General features: G+C 69.5%; 15 protein-coding genes. 3 read left to right on the top strand and 12 right to left on the bottom strand.

Annotated features, from left to right (window positions below; all coding sequences use genetic code 11):
• Positions 1–56: 56 nt before the first annotated feature.
• From queG to ABS361_21175, 5 genes are all read right to left on the bottom strand, one after another.
• Entirely contained in the window at positions 57–1,244 is a 1,188-nt protein-coding gene (queG, locus tag ABS361_21195) for a tRNA epoxyqueuosine(34) reductase QueG (GenBank protein XBY44495.1), read from the bottom strand.
• A gap of 139 nt (positions 1,245–1,383) precedes the next feature.
• Positions 1,384–1,872 carry a DUF1178 family protein gene (locus tag ABS361_21190; GenBank protein XBY44494.1) on the bottom strand — a complete coding sequence of 163 codons (489 nt, stop codon included), beginning with the start codon at positions 1,870–1,872 and terminating at the stop codon, positions 1,384–1,386.
• Positions 1,869–2,732 (bottom strand): carbon-nitrogen hydrolase family protein, encoded by an 864-nt coding sequence (locus ABS361_21185; GenBank protein XBY44493.1) that lies wholly within the window; start codon positions 2,730–2,732, stop codon positions 1,869–1,871. The genes ABS361_21190 and ABS361_21185 overlap by 4 nt, the downstream gene beginning before the upstream one ends.
• Positions 2,733–2,849: 117 nt before the next feature.
• Positions 2,850–3,104, bottom strand: a complete 255-nt coding sequence (grxC, locus tag ABS361_21180; protein XBY44492.1) for a glutaredoxin 3 — start codon at positions 3,102–3,104, stop codon at positions 2,850–2,852.
• A 59-nt stretch (positions 3,105–3,163) separates the two neighbouring features.
• Positions 3,164–3,976, bottom strand: coding sequence for a ComF family protein (locus ABS361_21175; protein XBY44491.1), 813 nt, complete (start codon positions 3,974–3,976; stop codon positions 3,164–3,166).
• Between the two features lie 123 nt (positions 3,977–4,099).
• On the opposite strand from ABS361_21175, the gene ABS361_21170 reads away from it, so the two are divergent.
• Complete coding sequence (locus tag ABS361_21170; protein XBY44490.1) at positions 4,100–4,996, top strand: methyltransferase domain-containing protein; 897 nt, start codon at positions 4,100–4,102, stop codon at positions 4,994–4,996.
• Between the two features lie 75 nt (positions 4,997–5,071).
• Here the strand turns inward: ABS361_21170 and ABS361_21165 are convergent, their stop codons facing one another.
• The 5 genes from ABS361_21165 to ABS361_21145 all read right to left on the bottom strand — a co-directional run bounded on the left by ABS361_21165 (position 5,072) and on the right by ABS361_21145 (position 8,963).
• Positions 5,072–5,263 (bottom strand): Flp family type IVb pilin, encoded by a 192-nt coding sequence (locus ABS361_21165; GenBank protein XBY44489.1) that lies wholly within the window; start codon positions 5,261–5,263, stop codon positions 5,072–5,074.
• A gap of 31 nt (positions 5,264–5,294) precedes the next feature.
• The gene (gene mutT / locus ABS361_21160; GenBank protein XBY44488.1) at positions 5,295–5,693 is read right to left on the bottom strand and encodes an 8-oxo-dGTP diphosphatase MutT; all 399 of its coding nucleotides are present in this window, start codon (positions 5,691–5,693) and stop codon (positions 5,295–5,297) included.
• A gap of 55 nt (positions 5,694–5,748) precedes the next feature.
• A complete protein-coding gene (locus ABS361_21155; protein XBY44487.1) occupies positions 5,749–6,519 on the bottom strand; it encodes a GNAT family N-acetyltransferase in 771 nt (256 codons plus the stop codon).
• Positions 6,500–7,747 (bottom strand): bifunctional glutamate N-acetyltransferase/amino-acid acetyltransferase ArgJ, encoded by a 1,248-nt coding sequence (argJ, locus tag ABS361_21150; protein XBY44486.1) that lies wholly within the window; start codon positions 7,745–7,747, stop codon positions 6,500–6,502. The genes ABS361_21155 and argJ overlap by 20 nt, the downstream gene beginning before the upstream one ends.
• 160 nt (positions 7,748–7,907) lie before the next feature.
• On the bottom strand, positions 7,908–8,963 hold the full coding sequence (locus ABS361_21145) for a DUF2332 domain-containing protein (protein ID XBY44485.1): 1,056 nt from the start codon (positions 8,961–8,963) through the stop codon (positions 7,908–7,910).
• Positions 8,964–9,042: 79 nt separating this feature from the next.
• Here ABS361_21145 and ABS361_21140 point away from each other — a divergent pair, with 79 nt between their 5' ends.
• Positions 9,043–10,221: a citrate synthase gene (locus tag ABS361_21140; protein ID XBY44484.1), complete on the top strand. Its 1,179-nt coding sequence runs from the start codon at positions 9,043–9,045 to the stop codon at positions 10,219–10,221.
• 109 nt (positions 10,222–10,330) lie between these two features.
• On the opposite strand, the gene ABS361_21135 is transcribed toward ABS361_21140, so the two are convergent.
• Entirely contained in the window at positions 10,331–11,152 is an 822-nt protein-coding gene (locus tag ABS361_21135; GenBank protein ID XBY46975.1) for a peptidylprolyl isomerase, read from the bottom strand.
• Between the two features lie 502 nt (positions 11,153–11,654).
• Between ABS361_21135 and secA the strand changes: the two genes are divergently transcribed.
• Positions 11,655–14,486, top strand: coding sequence for a preprotein translocase subunit SecA (gene secA, locus ABS361_21130; protein XBY44483.1), 2,832 nt, complete (start codon positions 11,655–11,657; stop codon positions 14,484–14,486).
• 291 nt (positions 14,487–14,777) lie between these two features.
• Here secA and ABS361_21125 read toward each other — a convergent pair whose 3' ends face one another.
• The gene (locus ABS361_21125; protein ID XBY44482.1) at positions 14,778–16,163 is read right to left on the bottom strand and encodes a murein L,D-transpeptidase family protein; all 1,386 of its coding nucleotides are present in this window, start codon (positions 16,161–16,163) and stop codon (positions 14,778–14,780) included.
• Positions 16,164–16,465 lie beyond the last annotated feature (302 nt).

Raw genomic sequence — 16,465 nt, 5'->3', positions numbered from 1 at the left:
TGCGAATCCGTCCCGTCCGGTCTGGTATGGCCGGGAGTCAAGCCGCGGCGGCGCGTTCACACGCTTTCGTGCACCGGCGTGGGCTCGACGCCGCCCCCAGGCACGGCCGGCCGCAACGCCGCCGTCCATTCGGCCTCGACCGCCGGATCGGGATCGAGCGCGCACCGCAGACGCGCGAGCCGCCCCGCATCGAGCCGGCCGAGCGCCCAGACCGCCGCACCGCGCACGACCGGCGCCGGATCGGCGATCAACCGCGCCGCATCGTCGGCAAGCGCGGGCGATCCGGAATTGCCGATCGCGATCAGCACATTGCGGACGAAGCGATCGCGACCGATCCGCTTGATCGGCGAGCCGGCGAACAGCGCCCGGAAGCCGGCATCGTCGAGCCGGGCGAGATCGCCGAGCCGCGGACGACGCAGATCGTCGCGCGCCTTGAGCTTCGCCTCCCGCGCGATGCCGGCATACTTGTTCCAGGGGCAGACTGCGAGGCAGTCGTCGCAGCCATAGATGCGGTTACCCATCGCCGGCCGGAGATCCGGCGGGATCGGCCCGGCATGTTCGATGGTCAGATATGAGATGCAGCGCCGCGCATCGAGCCGGTACGGCCCCACGAAGGCGCCGGTCGGGCAGGCGTCGAGACAGCGGCGGCAGGAGCCGCAATGGTCGGTCTCGGCCGGATCCGGCGGCAGATCGAAGGTCGTGAAGATCTCGGCCAGGAACAGCCACGAACCGAAGCCGCGCGACACGAGATTGGTGTGCTTGCCCTGCCAGCCGAGCCCGGCGGCGGCGGCGAGCGGCTTCTCCATCACCGGCGCGGTGTCGACGAACACCTTGACGTCACCGGTAAGCCCGAGCCGGCCGGCGCGGGCGACGAGCTTCGCCCCGAGTTCCTTGAGCCGGCCCTTGATGATGTCGTGGTAGTCGCGGTTGCGCGCATAGACCGAGATGCCGCCGGCCTCGCGCTCGGCGAGCACGCCGAGCGGATCCTCGTCCGGCCCGTAGTCGAGCCCGAGCACGATGACCGACCGAACCTCCGGCCAGAGCCCGCGCGGGCTGCCGCGCCGTTCGACCGTCTCGGCCATCCAGCCCATGGTGCCATGGCGGCCCTCGGCGAGAAACGCATCGAGCCGCGCCCGCGCTTGCGGGATCGCATCGGCGCGCGCGATCCGACAAACGGAAAAGCCGAGGCGCAGCGCCTCGGCCTTGCAGTCGTCCGCCAATCGCTGCAGCGGGTCGGCCGCCATGCGCGTCAGATCCCCGGTTCAGATCGCCTCGGCCGTGCTCTTCGACGGCCCCCAATAGCATCCGGGCGCCCCTCGGCCGGCGCTGCGGCCGGATCGAATGTTCGCCGTTCCCAGGCTCGACCGGTCGGCGCCGAACGACTCAGTTGCGATCCTCGGGCAGGATCGGCAGCGGCTGGAACACGATGCCTTCCTCGGCGAGCGAGGCCGCCTCCTCGGGCGTCGCCTCGCCGTAGATGCCGCGCGCCTCGGTCTCGCCGTGGTGCATGCGGCGCGCCTCGTCGGCGAACTTGTCGCCGACATAGGTGGCGTTCTCGGTGATCTTCTGGCGCAGCTCGCGCAGCGCCTCGAGCATGGCGCGCTGGGTCGGGTCCGGCACCATCATCATCTGGCGCGGCCCTTCGGGCGCCTCGGCCGGCACCGGCGCGGGCACGCGCGCCGCTTCCTGGCGTTCGTCGCGGGCGCGGCCGGACTGCACGTTCGGCGCCATCAGGCCGCGGGTGACCGCGGTCGACCCGCACAGAGGACAGCTCACATGGCCCTGCTTGGCCTGGAGATCGAAGTCGGCGGAGGAGCGGAACCAGCCTTCGAAGGTGTGTTCGCTGTCGCAAGTGAGGGTGTAGTGGATCATGATGCTGCCTTCCTGACGTCGGCGCGGGCAGCGGCGACGTCGAGGGTGAACGGTCGGTCGTGGGTCAGGGCGGGAATCCGGCCGCGCACCTTGGCGACCTCGGAAAGATCGATGTCGGCCGCGATCACGCCGGGCTCGGTCCCGGCCTCGGCCAGAACACGGCCCCAGGGATCGATGATGATGCTGTGGCCATAGGTCTGGCGGCCGGTCTCATGCGTGCCGCCCTGCGCGGCGGCGAGCACGAAGGCGCCGTTCTCGATCGCCCGGGTGCGCAGCAGCGTCTGCCAATGCGCCTCGCCGGTCTGGCGCGTGAACGCGGCCGGCACGGCGAGGATCTCGGCGCCGCCCTCCTGCGCGAGGGTGCGATAGAGCTGCGGGAAGCGCACGTCGTAACAGATGGACAGGCCGAGCCGGCCCCAGGGCAGATCGACCGCGACGGCCTGCGCACCCGGCCGGATGCGCGCACTCTCGCGGTAGCTCTCGCCGCCGGCCAGTTCGACGTCGAACAGGTGGATCTTGTCGTAGCGCGCCGCGATCGAGCCGTCCGGCGCGATGACGAAGGCGCGGTTGGCGGCCTTGGCCTCGGCCACCTTGATGGCGAGCGAGCCGATGTGCAGCCAGATGCCCAGATCGCGCGCGACGGCCCGGAGATGGGCGAGCGTCGGATCCGACGCCTCGTCGGTCAACGCGGCGAACAGGCGTTCCGGCTCGTGTTCGATGATGTTGGTGTTCTCGGGCGTCTGCACATAGACGGCTCCGTCGCCCGCGGCGCGGCGCACGAGTTCACCCGCGGCCTCCGCGTTCTCCGCCGGAGAACGCGTCGCGGTCATCTGCACCAGCGCTGCGCGAAACACGGTCATGTCGTCGTACAATTGTGGGCGTTCGATTCTCAATGGCGTCGTCGCCGTCTGCAACGGCGAGCGACACGCGCCCCGCCTGTATGCACGGTACTGGACAGTTTAGTCCGATCCGGCCTTTCAGGAAAGCATGGCGTCGAGTTTACCGGCCTCTTCCAGCGCATGAATGTCGTCGCAACCGCCGACATGGGTCTCGCCGATGAAGATCTGCGGGAAGGTGGCGCGTCCCGACCGGGCGATCATCTCCTGCCGGATCTCGGGCGCGCCGGTCGCATCCTTCTCCTCGTAGGCGACGCCCTTGCGATCGAGCAGGGCCTTTGCCGCGGCGCAATAGCCGCAGAGCTGGCGGGTGTAGATGACGACAGGCTTGGTCATGGTGATCTCCGGACGGATCGCGGCGGGGGCCCCCGCGCGATCGGGCGATGCGGACCGCTTCATATATGCAGAGCCTCGCGCGGGGCAACCCGCGCGAAGGTAGCGACATCGATCCGTGCCGCTCCGGCGCGCTTCAGGGCCCGCGTCGCGGCCTCGATCGTCGCGCCGGTGGTCAGCACGTCGTCGACCAGCACGATCTTGCGGCCGGCGATCTCCGGCTTGGCGGCGGGCGGAACGCGAAAGGCGCCGCGGACATTGTCCGCCCGTTCGCGTCCGCTGAGCCCGACCTGGGCGCGCGTGGCGCGAATGCGCTGCAGGGCCTCGAGCGACACCGGCACACCGCTCTCCCGCCCGATCACACCGGCGATCAGCGCCGCCTGATTGAACCGCCGCATCCAGAGCCGGCGCGGATGCAACGGCACGGGAACGAGGACGTCCGCATCGACGAGCAGTTCCCGCGCCGCCCGCGCCGTCATCCGGCCGACCAGGCCGGCCAGTTCGGTCCGATCGCGATACTTGAGCGACTGGACGACCTCGCGCGCGACGTCGTCGTAGACCACCGCCGCCCGCGCGCGGTCGAACGGCGGCGGATCGGCGATCGCCTCCGCCGACAGGGCGCCCGGACCGAGGTCGTAGCCGAACGGGATGCCGAGGCGCTCGCAATAGGGCCGCTCGATCAGCCTGAGCCGGCCCCAGCACGCGCCGCAGAAGGCGCCGGGATCGGCCACCGGCTGGTGACACCCCGCGCAGACCGGCGGCAGAACGAGATCAATCGCCGCCCGGCCGACCCGCCGGCCGGCCGCGACGAACCGCGCCTTCAGCGATGGCGGCGTCCGCGTCTCCTCGTCCATGGCCGGATCATACCGCGGCACCACCGCATCCGCGAGTTCGTCCCCATATGAGCCTCGACCGGGGGCTTTGACGGGATGGCCCCACCCGGCTATCGGGACCGCCACGCGTGGTCCGCGGTCCGCATCGGCCATCGGGAGAGCATCATGTCGTCGCCGCAGATCTTCGATCCCGCCCTCGGCGCCCGACGCCGGGCCCGCGCCCGCCGCCTCGCCGTGCCCGGCGCCGACTTCCTGCTCGCCCGCGCCGCCGAAGACCTCGCCGATCGGCTCGCGACCCTGACGCGTCGCTTCGACGTCGCGGTCGACCTCGGCCGGCACGCCGGCGCCGCTGCCCCGGTGATCGCGTCGGCGGATCGTGCGACACGCGTTCTTGTCGCCCCGACCGATCCGAACACCCCCGGTGACGTCACGGTCGACGAGGAGGCCTTGGCGCTGGCGCCGGGCTCGGTCGATCTGGTCGTCTCGCTGCTATCGCTGCACGAGGTCAACGATCTGCCCGGAGCGCTCGTCCAGATCCGCCGCGCGCTCCGGCCCGACGGCCTGTTGCTCGCGGCGCTGCCCGGCGGCGCGACGCTGACGGAATTGCGCGAGGCCCTGCTCGCGGCCGAAGTCGAGGCGACGGGCGGCGCCAGCCCGCGCGTGTCACCCTTCGTCGATGTGCGCGACCTCGGCGGCCTGCTCCAGCGCGCCGGCTTTGCCCTGCCGGTGACCGACACGGACCGGTTCACCGTCCGCTACGATTCGATGTTCGCGCTGATCCGCGACCTGCGCGCGATGGGCGCGACCTCGATCCTGACCGAGCGCTCGCGACGGCCCTTGCCGCGCGCGGTGTTCCTGCGCGCCGCCGCCATCTACGCCGAGCGCTTCGCCGATCCGGACGGCCGGGTGCGCGCGACCTTCGAGATCGTTTCTGCCTCGGGATGGGCGCCGCACGAGAGCCAGCAGAAGCCGCTGAAGCCCGGCTCCGCGACGGCGCGTCTCGCCGACGCGCTCAACACGCGCGAATGGTCGGCGGGAGAAGGCCCGGGCGGCACCGGGTGAGATACGGCTGACGGCAATAGGACCGCCGACGGTAGCCCGTCCGGCAAGCCACACCGACGAAGGCGGTGTCGAGGATCAGCGCAGGACGCCGACGACCGTGTTTGAAAAATCGTTCCAGCGTGCCGAGACGCCCGTTCCGGTGCCGGAAATGGCTCCGACGATCGCAAGCGCGATGAGACCGCCGATCAGTGCATATTCGATGGCCGTTGCGCCGCGCTCGTCGTGCGCGAAGCGGGCCATCCATGCCCCGGTGATCCAACGGTCCATATCGCCCCCGACTCGATATCGACGGACCGGCTCAGACCAGGTCCAAGAGAAACGGTATGAGCGGCTCGTCGGCGGGCGGCATGGGATAGTCCCGAAGTTGCCGCGGCCGTACCCACTTCAGAGCCTGCCCCTCGCGCCCCTGGATCGTTCCGGTCCAGCGGCGACAGACATAAAGTGGCATCAGGAGATGAAAATCTTCATAAACATGGCTGGCGAAAGTCAGGGGTGCGAGACAATCCGCCTTAACCGTGATGCCGAGCTCCTCGGCGAGTTCGCGGATCAGCGTCTCCTCCGGCCGCTCGCCCGGCTCGATCTTGCCGCCGGGGAATTCCCACAGTCCGGCCATGGACTTACCCGGCGGCCGCTGCGCGAGCAGAATCCGGCCGTCGGCGTCGACCAGCGCCACGGCGACGACGAGAAGAAGCTTCATTGAGACGTTCCCCCAACGGCCGAGTGAACACGGCGATCGGTAATGGCAGCCGCGCTCAGCACGACGGCCTGTGATAACGGTAGCGGTAGAGCTCCCGGTAGCCCGTGCCGGCATAGAGCGCGCGTGCCGGCTCGTTGGTGGCGATTACCGCATGAGCCGCGATCGACGCACCTTCCCGCGCCGCCTTGGCCATCGCTGCCCCGAGCATCCGCGCGGCAAAGCCGCGCCGGCGCTTCGCCGGATCCGTGACCACATTGGTCAGGCACGCGACCCCGGATGCGATCGCCAGCAGCGCCGATGCGGCCGGCACGCCATCCTCGACCAGCGTCAGGCCCCAGGCCGGCACCCCATAGACGCCGAGGATGGCCGCGAGCGCCTGCCGGGCCTGCGACGAGTAGCCGGACAGCACGCTCTGCGCCTCGAGCCAAGCCGGGTCGTCGGCCGGCCCGATGGTCACGTCCGGGTCGGCCGCCGCGGCCGCGCCGTCGAGCCGGCGCCACAGCATCAGGCTCTCCTCGAACACCTCGAAGCCGCGGCGGTCGAGCTCGGCGAGCACCTCCGGCGGCGTCAGCGGGCTCGACCGGACCACGAAGCCGATGTCGTTGCGAAGGCTGAGCGCGGCGGCATGGTCGAGCCGCGCAGCCGCGTCCGCGCCGTCGGACGGATCGAGGAAATTGAGCGAATTGGCCCGTTTGGTGTAGCCGTTCGCCCAGCGCCAGAGCCAGTGGCCGTCGTGGACCACGCGCAGCGCCGGCCAGGTCGACAGCGCCGCGGTCTCGAGCGTCAGGACCGAGGGCGCCGCCGTCTCAGCTCCGATAGTCGCCATTGATCGCCACGTATTCCTTGGTGAGATCGCAGGTCCAGACCGTGAAGCGGCCATCGCCGAGGCCGATGTCGACGCGCACCGGGATGTGCTCGCGCTTCATGATGTCGGAGGTCACCGCCTCGGAATAGTCCGGGTCACGGGCGCCCTCGACCGCGACGCGCACGTCGCCGAACCAGATCGCCAGCCGGTCGCGATCGGCCGGTTCACCGGCCTTGCCGACCGCCGCGACGATGCGGCCCCAGTTGGCGTCCTCGCCGGCGACGGCGGTCTTGACCAGCGGCGAGTTGGCGATCGACAGCGCGATGCGCTTGGCGGAGGCGTCGCTCTCGGCTCCCGTGACGGTGATCTCGACGAACTTGCGCGCACCCTCGCCGTCCTTGACCACCATCTGCGCCAGCTCGGTCAGCAGCGAGGTCAGGGCGTCGCGGAAGCCGGCCAGCCGGGCGTCGGCCGCATCCGTGATACGCGGCGCGCCATCGGCGGCCGCCTGGCCGGTGGCAAAGAGCATCAGGGTGTCGGACGTCGAGGTGTCGCTGTCGACCGTGATGGCGTTGAAGCTGGTCTCCACGCCGGCCGACAGCATCGCCTGCAGCACCGGCGCGGCGATCGGCGCATCGGTGAACACGAAGGACAGCATGGTCGCCATATCCGGCGCGATCATGCCGGCACCCTTGGCAATGCCGTTGATGGTGACGGCGACGCCGCCGAGATCGACGGTCCGCGTGGCGACCTTCGGATAGGTATCCGTGGTCATGATCGCCTTGGCCGCGTCGAGCCAGGGGCCGGGCGCGACGCGCGCCGCGGTTTCGGCGAGCACGCCCTCGAACTTCTGCGGATCGAGCGGTTCGCCGATCACGCCGGTCGAGGCGATGAACACCTGTTCCGCGCGGCAGCCGGCGGCACGCGCGGCGATCTCGCCGGTGACCTCGACGGTCTTGCGGCCCTTCATGCCGGTGAAGGCATTGGCATTGCCGGAATTGACCACGATCGCGCGCGCCGTGCCCTGCGCGAGATTGGCGCGGCACCAGTCGACCGGCGCCGAAGGGCACTTCGACTTGGTGAACACGCCGGCGACCTCGGTGCCCTCGTCGAGCAGCACGAACAGCACGTCGGTGCGGTTCTTGTACTTGATGCCAGCCTCGGCGGTCGCGAAGCGCACGCCTCGGATCGCAGGCGCATCCGGATAGGACTTCGGGGCGAGCGGGGAGACGGGAGCGGGCGCGGCCATGGTCGATCCTGGTCGGTGAAGAACAAACGAACCCCACGGCGTTCACGCTGCGGGGGTTCTTCCTTAGCCGATTTTCATGACGGGAACAGCGGGCCCCGTGCAGGTCGGGACTGCCCCCCGCGCCGTCGAGGCGCAAAGAACTGTTGGCCCGCGCCCGTGCTCAGGCGGGACCGCCCTCCCAGATGACCCGTCGCCCGTGGGCATCGGCCCGCGCGAGCCGGACCGACGCACCGCCGGGCCAGAGGGTGAGCCGGAGTTCGGGACCGCCGCCGTCCGCCTGTTCGAAACCGAGCCACGCAAGCGGCGCCTCGCGGGTCGCCTGCGCGCCCGCCCGCGCCATCGCCTCGGCGATCCGCAGCCTGGACATCTCCGGAAAATACTGGAACGCGATCGAATGCATGAGCACCCGGACCACCCCCGGCGCAGCCGGCTCGGCGAGCCAGGCCTCGACGCAGGCTGCCGCATCGCCGCGATCGAGCCGGACCGGACCGGCATCGCGTGCGATCTCGATCGCGGCCTCGAGCCGCGCCAGCCGTTCCGTCTGATCGGCCCAGACATAGGCGACCAGCCGATCCCGCGCCGCCGGATCGCCGAGATCGACCGGCGCCAGATCGCAGCCGCGGCGCCCGACGACGACCGGATCCTCCCCCGCCGGCGCATCACCCTCCCAGGCCGGTGCGAGGCGAACCGCCGACCCCGCCGCGCCGCAGCGCCGGCCGCCAAGATCATAGGCGAAGCGGTCCGCGAACAGGTTGAGCCCGGCGCTGGCGCCGACCTCATAGAGCGACAGCGGCAGGCCGAACCGGTGCGCGACCGTCATCAGGCCGGGATAGAGCAGCCCCGAGCGCGCGACCTCGTTGGTCTGCGGGAAGAAGCCGAGCCAACCGACGATCGCGTCATCATGGGCCCGGATCGCGGCGCGGACCGCGGCATCCAGCGCCGCGACGTCCGGCAGCGGATGCGGCGGGTAGACGGCGGCGAGCCCCGCGTCGCGCCCGGCCCGGACCAGCGCGTGCAAGGCGCCGGCGAGCCGGAGCGGCACGCTGTCGCCGAGCGCATCCGGCCGGCCGGTCCAGTCCAGCACCGCGCGGCCGGTCCGCGTGTCGCGATCGAGCGCCGCACCGAGCACGACCATCAGTCGTGCCGTGAACGGTGACCCGAGCCTGTCGCACCATGTCGCCTGATCGGCGAAGGCGTTCCGCACCTGATCTTCCATGATCGTGCTCCGGGTCGAGAGTGGATCATGAAACGACGACGGCTTGATCGTGCGATCAATCTTGATTGATATCGTCAATATGAAGAACAAGCTCACCGCTCGCGAAGCGGCTGCCGAGCTCGGCATCGGCGTCGCCTCGCTCTATGCCTATGTCAGCCGCGGCATGATCCGGTCCGAGCCGCAGCCGGGCACGCGCACGAAGCTCTACAGCGCCGAGGACGTGCGCGCCCTGAAGGGCCGCGTCGCGGGCGCCGCGCCCGAGCGCCCCGGCGCGGGCGGTTTGGGCCCCGCGCCGATCGAGACCGCGCTGACCCTGATCCGCGACGACCGGCTCTTCTATCGCGGCATCGACGTCGAGACGCTCGCCCGCCACGCCCGACTGGAAGCGGTCGCCTCGCTCCTCTGGGACACCGGCGCGCCGGAAACGGGCGATGCCGATCCCTTCGCGGCCGCCGCGCCGTTCCAGACCGTGGCCGTCCCCGAGGACGGCGGCATCGTCGGACGCCTGCTCGTCGGCCTCGCCCGCGCGGCCGAGACCGATCTCGCCGGCTACGCGCCGGGCCCGGCCGCGATCGCGCGGACCGGCGCCCGCATCCTGCGCCAGATGACGCATGTCGCGACCGGCGCACCGCTCGGCACGGACCAGCCGATCCACGCCGCTCTGGCCAAGGCGTGGAACGCGCCGGCCGAACCGATCCGGCGCGCCCTCGTGCTGATGGCCGATCATGAGCTCGCCGCCTCGACGCTGGCGGTCCGCGTCACCGCCTCGACCGGCGCCTCGCCCTGGCGCGCGGTGACCTCGGGCCTCGCCTGTCTGGACGGCCCGCGCCACGGCGGCATGTCGGATCGGGTCGCCGCCCTGTTCGAGACGGTCGGCGACGGCGACCCTGAACGCGCGCTCGCCGCGCGCCTCAAGGCCGGCGAGACCCTGCCCGGCTTCGGCCATCCGCTCTATCGCGGCGAGGATCCGCGCTCGCGTCTGCTGGTCGAGGCCGTCCGGGCCCGGCCGGAGGCGGCCCGCGTGATCGCCCGCGCCGACGCGATCGCCGCCGCGGCCGAACGGCTGACCGGCCGCCACCCCAATCTCGACTTCGGCCTCGTCGTCGCGGCCCGAGCGATCGGACTGCCGGCCGAGGCGCCGATCACCCTTTTCGCGATCGCCCGCACGGTCGGCTGGATCGGCCACGTCATCGAACAGTCTGCGGTCGGCAAGCTGATCCGCATCCGCGCGACCTATATCGGGCGCCGGCCGGATTGAGGCCGCTCGCCACGAGCCGAGGACCGGAAACGACAAAGGCCGGCGCCCCGTCGGGACACCGGCCTCGGCCTCGATCATGCATCCGAACAGACCGGACGGCGGCGTCGGCTCACTTGGCGAGCGCGGCCTCGTCGACCTCGATCTTGGCGCCCTTCTTCATTTCGCCGAGCATCTCGGAGAAACGGTCGCCGACCACGGCCTGACGGACCTGGTCCTTGACCTCGTCGAAGCCCGGCACCTTCGGCTTGCGCCGGTCCTCGAGCTTGATGACGTGGAAGCCGAACTGGGTTTCGACCGGGGTCTTGGTGTACTCGCCCGGCTTCAGCCCGGTGAGCGCGTCCTCGAACGGCTTCACCATGTCGCCCGCACCGAAGTAGCCGAGATCGCCGCCCTGCTTGGCGGAGCCCGGATCCTGGCTCTTCTCGGTGGCGATCTTGGCGAAGTCGCCGCCCTTGCCGAGATCGGCGATGATCGCGACAGCCTCTTCCTTCGTCTTCACGAGGATGTGACGGGCGCGGGTCTCGTCCGGCGGATTGTAGGCGGCCGCGTCCTTGTCGTAGCGCGCCTTCAGCATCGCCTCGGTGATCGGGGCATCGACCTTCTGCTTGACGAACTCGTTGATGAGAAGCTGCTGCTTCACCTGCTCGAGCTTCTTCTGGACGTCCTCGCTCTTGTCGAGCCCGTCCTTGGCCGCCTGATTGGCGACGACCTTCATATCGATGAGCCGGTCGAGCACGGCGCGCTTGCGGGCCGGCTCGGGGAGCTGGGCGAGCTGCTGGCCCATGGTCGCCATCAGCTGTGCGACGTCCTGGTCGGTCACCGGCTGGCCATCGACGCGCGCCAGCACGGTCGGATCAGCCAGGGCCGGGCCGGCCAGCACGGCCGAAATGACGAGCGCGGCAACGCCTGCGCCGAGAAACGCCTTCTTCATGATCACTCTAGAGCCTTCTTCATTTTTCGTCCCGCAAGGGCCCGCCGGGCTGGGCGCGGGGTCCGGGTGGGAACGATCGTATCGGGGAACACGAACGCTTCGCCGCCAGTCTCTCCCAAAACTGCGGCGGACCCGTGGTTCGGCGCGAGACATTGGTCCAAAGCCGCGGCGTTGACAACCATGTCCCCCACTCTTATCTGTCCCGAGCCCGCCTCGCGTCCGCCTGGGATCCCCTCGAGGTCGAGACCGCTCGCCCGTTCCGGGAAGCCAAGGCCCTGGACGCGCCGTCACCGACGCCGCGGGGCATCGGCTCCAGGCCTGAAAGAGCGTTTTCGGACATCGAGCGTTCACGCCCACCGGCTATCGCGAAGCATTCGGAGGCGGAAGGCGCGGTCCGGATCGTTACAGATCCCCCGTTCCCCGCCTGCGGAAACCTTTTTTGCGGCCGCGTGTCCTGTCTGGACAGCAGCGCGCCGCACGACATCGGATTGGGGAAGGCCTCATGCTCGGCCTCGGAAACTTCGCGAAGAAGCTGTTCGGATCGTCCAACGATCGCAAGGTGAAGGCCTACCGGCCCCGGGTCGCGGCCATCAACGCGCTGGAACCCGAACTGGCCGCACTGAGCGACGAGGCCCTGAAGGCCCGCACCGCGGCCTTCCGCGAGCAGCTCGCCAACGGCGCGACGCTGGACGACCTGCTCGTCCCGGCCTTCGCGACAGTCCGCGAGGCCGCCAAGCGCGCCATTGGCCAGCGGCACTTCGACGTGCAGCTGATCGGCGGCATGGTCCTCCACGACGGCAAGATCGCCGAGATGAAGACCGGCGAAGGCAAGACGCTGGTCGCGACCCTCGCCACCTACCTGAACGCGCTCGCCGGCAAGGGCGTGCACGTCGTCACCGTCAACGACTACCTCGCCTCGCGCGACGCCGAGTGGATGGGCCGGGTCTACGGCTTCCTCGGTCTCACGACCGGCGTGATCGTCCACGGCCTCGACGACGAGCAGCGCAAGGCGGCCTATGCCTGCGACATCACCTACGGCACCAACAACGAGCTCGGCTTCGACTACCTGCGCGACAATATGAAGTACGACTTCGCGCAGATGGTCCAGCGCGGCCATGCCTACGCGATCGTCGACGAGGTGGACTCGATCCTGATCGACGAGGCGCGCACGCCGCTGATCATCTCCGGCCCGCTCGACGACCGCTCCGATCTCTACAACGCCATCGACGCCTTCATCCCGTCGCTGAAGCCCAAGCAGGACTTCGAGGTCGACGAGAAGCAGCGCACGGTGAGCTTCACCGAGGTCGGCACCGAGACGATCGAGCGCGCGCTCGAGGCGGCCGGGCTCCTCAAGGGCGACAACCTCTACGACGTCGAGAACGTCACGGTCGTCCACCACGTCAATCAGGCGCTGCGCGCCCACACGCTGTTCCAGCGCGACAAGGACTACATCGTCAAGAACGGCGAGGTCGTCATCATCGACGAGTTCACCGGCCGCATGATGCCGGGCCGCCGCTACTCGGAAGGCCTGCATCAGGCGCTCGAGGCCAAGGAGAAGGTCCAGATCCAGCCCGAGAACCAGACGCTCGCCTCGATCACCTTCCAGAACTATTTCCGCATGTACGGCAAGCTCGCCGGCATGACCGGCACGGCGCTGACCGAGGCCGACGAGTTCCTCGACATCTACGGCCTCGAAGTGCTCGAGATCCCGACCAACATCGGCGTCGCCCGTATCGACGACGACGACGAGGTCTACCGGACCAACGCCGAGAAGTACCGCGCGATCATTCGCCTGATCGAGGAGTGCCACGGTCGCGGCCAGCCGATCCTGGTCGGCACCACCTCGATCGAGAAGTCGGAACTGCTCGCCGAGGAGCTCAAGAAGAAGGGCTACCGCCAGCTCGACGTCGCCGATCCCAAGGCGATGCGCGCGGTCTATGCCGGCTCGAACGGCGAGAAGGTCTTCACCGTTCTCAACGCCCGCTACCACGAGCAGGAAGCCGCGATCGTCAGCCAGGCCGGCGTGCCGGGCGCGATCACCATCGCGACCAACATGGCCGGCCGCGGCACCGACATCCAGCTCGGCGGCAACGCCGACATGCGCATCCGCTACGAGCTCTCCGAGGTGCCCGAGAGCCCGGAGCGCGACGCCGCTGCGCAGGCGATCCGCGCCGAGGTGGCCCGGCTGAAGGCCGAGGCGCTCGCCGCCGGCGGCCTCTACGTGCTCGGCACCGAGCGTCACGAGAGCCGCCGCATCGACAATCAGTTGCGCGGCCGCTCGGGCCGTCAGGGCGATCCCGGCCACTCGAAGTTCTTCCTGTCGCTGCAGGACGACCTGATGCGCATCTTCGGCACCGACCGCATGGACGGCATGCTGCAAAAGCTCGGTCTCAAGGAGGACGAGGCGATCGTCCATCCCTGGATCAACAAGGCGCTGGAAAAGGCGCAGCAGAAGGTCGAGGCCCGCAACTTCGACATCCGCAAGAACATCCTGAAGTTCGACAACGTGATGAACGACCAGCGCAAGGTGGTGTTCGAACAGCGTCTCGAGCTGATGGACGGCGCGATCGTGCGCGAGACCGTGACCGGCATGCGCCACGACACGATCTCGGCCGTGGTGCGCAAGCACATTCCCGAGAATGCCTATCCGGAACAGTGGGATACGGCCGGTCTCAAGGTCGAGGTCGGCGAGGCGCTCGCCCTCGACCTGCCGGTCGACATCTGGGCCAAGGAAGAGGGCATCGCCGAGGAAGAGGTGATCCACCGCATCACCGAGGCCGGCGACGCGATCATGGCCGACAAGGAGGCGCGGTTCGGCGCCGAGGTCATGTCCTACATCGAGAAGGCGGTGCTGCTGCAGACGCTCGACCAGCTCTGGCGCGAGCATCTGGTCACGCTCGACCATCTGCGTCAGGTGATCGGTTTCCGCGGCTACGCCCAGCGCGATCCGCTGAACGAGTACAAGACCGAGGCCTTCACGCTGTTCGAGGCGATGCTGACCAATCTGCGTCAGGCCGTCACGGCACAGCTCATGCGCGTCGAGCTGGTCCAGCAGGACGCCACGCTGGAGACGCCGGAACTGCCGCCGATGCAGGGTCATCACCTCGACCCGATGTCCGGCACCGACGAGTTCGGCGGCGCGATGCCGGTCGGCGGCGCGTTCGGCGCCGATCCCTTTGCGACCGCACGCGCCCAGCTCGGCGACGGCGACCAGATGGTCGCCGAGGCCATCGACCCCAACGATCCGACCACCTGGGGCAAGGTCAGCCGCAACGCGCCCTGCCCCTGCGGTTCGGGCAAGAAGTACAAGCACTGCCACGGCACCTTCGCCTGAGGCAGTGCACCGGTCGACTGAATGCACAAAGGCCGCCGGCAGGAATGCCGGCGGCCTTTGACGTTCAAGAGCGCGCGCGATCGGGAGCAAACACCGGATATTCTGAAGGGCCACCGAACGGCGCGATCCCGCGCCGCGACCCGACCGCCGGGCTCGCGCGGCCGCAGCAACATGCCCGGGACACGGTCACACGCCACACACCGGCTACACGTAGCGCCGGCGCAAGCAAAAGCCGCCGCGACACGTCGCGGCGGCTCCCTATCGCCTGAAGGGGCAATCGGCGGATGCCGATCAGCCGCCGAACGGATTGATCTTCTGCCAGAACGACGGCGAGGCCGGCGCGGCGGCCGGGGCCGGAGCCTGCGCCGAGACCGGCGTCACGGTGATCGGTTCGGCGGCCGGACGCGCGACCGCCGCGGCCTGTATCGGCTTCGCGGCCGGCACGGGCGCGGCGACCGGCACCGCGCCGGTCGGAGCCGGCGTCTCGGCCAGAGCCGCCGCCGCGGCCGAAGCGCTCGGCGACGGCTCGGACGACGAGCCGAACGAGAACAGCCGATCCATCATGCCGCCGCGGGTCGGCGCCGGCGCGGCTTCGACCGGTTGCACCATGGCGACGGCGACCGACTGCGGCGCCGACACGCGGCCAGGGGCCGGACGCGGCACCGGCGCATTGATCGGGATCGGCGTCATGGCCGGCTCGGCGGCGGTCTTCGCGTCGTTGCCGAAGATCGAGGCGATCATGCTCGGCTGGGGCGGCTTCGACTTCTCGAGCTTGCGCTCGAGCTCGGCCGTGGCCGAGGCGCGATCCTTCTCGTCGAGCTCGGCGACGACGATCTTGTACTGCTCGTCGTCCTTCTTCTCCTTCTCGGCGACCAGGCTCGCGATCTGCTGCGGCACGTCGTAGGCCGGGCAGGCGGCCGCCGGATTGAAGGTCGAGGCGACCGGATCCTTGGGCTGGGCGTCGAACACATAGCGGCGATCGCAGACGTCGACCTTCGGCTCCAGGCGAGACACCTCGAAGTGGTCGTAGCCCTTCTTGATGTTGCGCCAGAACGCCATGTTCGGATTGTTGCGGTGCTTCGCCATGTTCTGCGCGGTCATGCGGAACGGGAACGACTGCACCTGGAACGCCTTCTGGCCGCCGGCGAGCGCATCGCGGGCGAGCGCATAGATCTCGGCGACCTGCGCATCGGTCATCGCGAAGCAGCCGGCCGACGAACAGGCGCCATGCACCATGATGTCGGTGCCGGTACGGCCATAGACGCGATCGAAGGCGTTCGGGAAGCCGATGTCGAAGGACAGATAATAGGCCGAGTTCGGATTCATCCGCCCCGGCGTCACCATGTAGAAGCCTTCCGGGCTCTGCTTGTCGCCCTGCTTGATCTTCGGGCCGACGGTGCCGCCCCAGGCACAGATCCTGTAGTCCTTCAGGAAGGCGTAGCGGCCGGTCTTGTCCCGCTTCCAGACCTCGAGGGTCGACTCTTCCTTGAAGATGCGGATCAGGATCGGATCGTCCTTCCGCATGCCCTTCTCGTTCATCAGCTTGACGATCTCCGGCGACAGCGGCCGGAGGTGCTTGATGCCGAGGCTCGCCTGCATGACCTCGTCCTGGCAGGACGCCAGGCCGAGGCCGACAGTCGCGAGAAGAACCAAACGCAGCGCGGTCTTGCGAACCATTGTGCCACCCGAGGGGCGCGGAACCGGCGCCCGAAAGAAGCGCGGGCCGTCGCCCGCCGTACCTTGGCTTATCCGCGGCGCCGGGCGCCACGCGGCCGATGCCCGGGATCCTGTCCCGAGGGCGACGACCGGTAGGCGACCAATAAGCCGTTATCCTTTATCGGACCTTAAGCAAGGCGTCGAACAGGATAGCGCCTCGTGCGCCTCGGGCATAGCCTCACCGTGCAATCGAGGCGATTTCGCGGAGATCTGTTGCAATCGAGTCCAACATGGTTAGCAGATGGTTAAGATCTGTTCCGTTG

This window comes from Ancalomicrobiaceae bacterium S20, assembly GCA_040269895.1.
GTDB classification, from domain to species: Bacteria; Pseudomonadota; Alphaproteobacteria; order Rhizobiales; family Ancalomicrobiaceae; genus Methyloraptor; species Methyloraptor flagellatus.
This window is presented reverse-complemented; position numbering and strand designations above follow the sequence as displayed.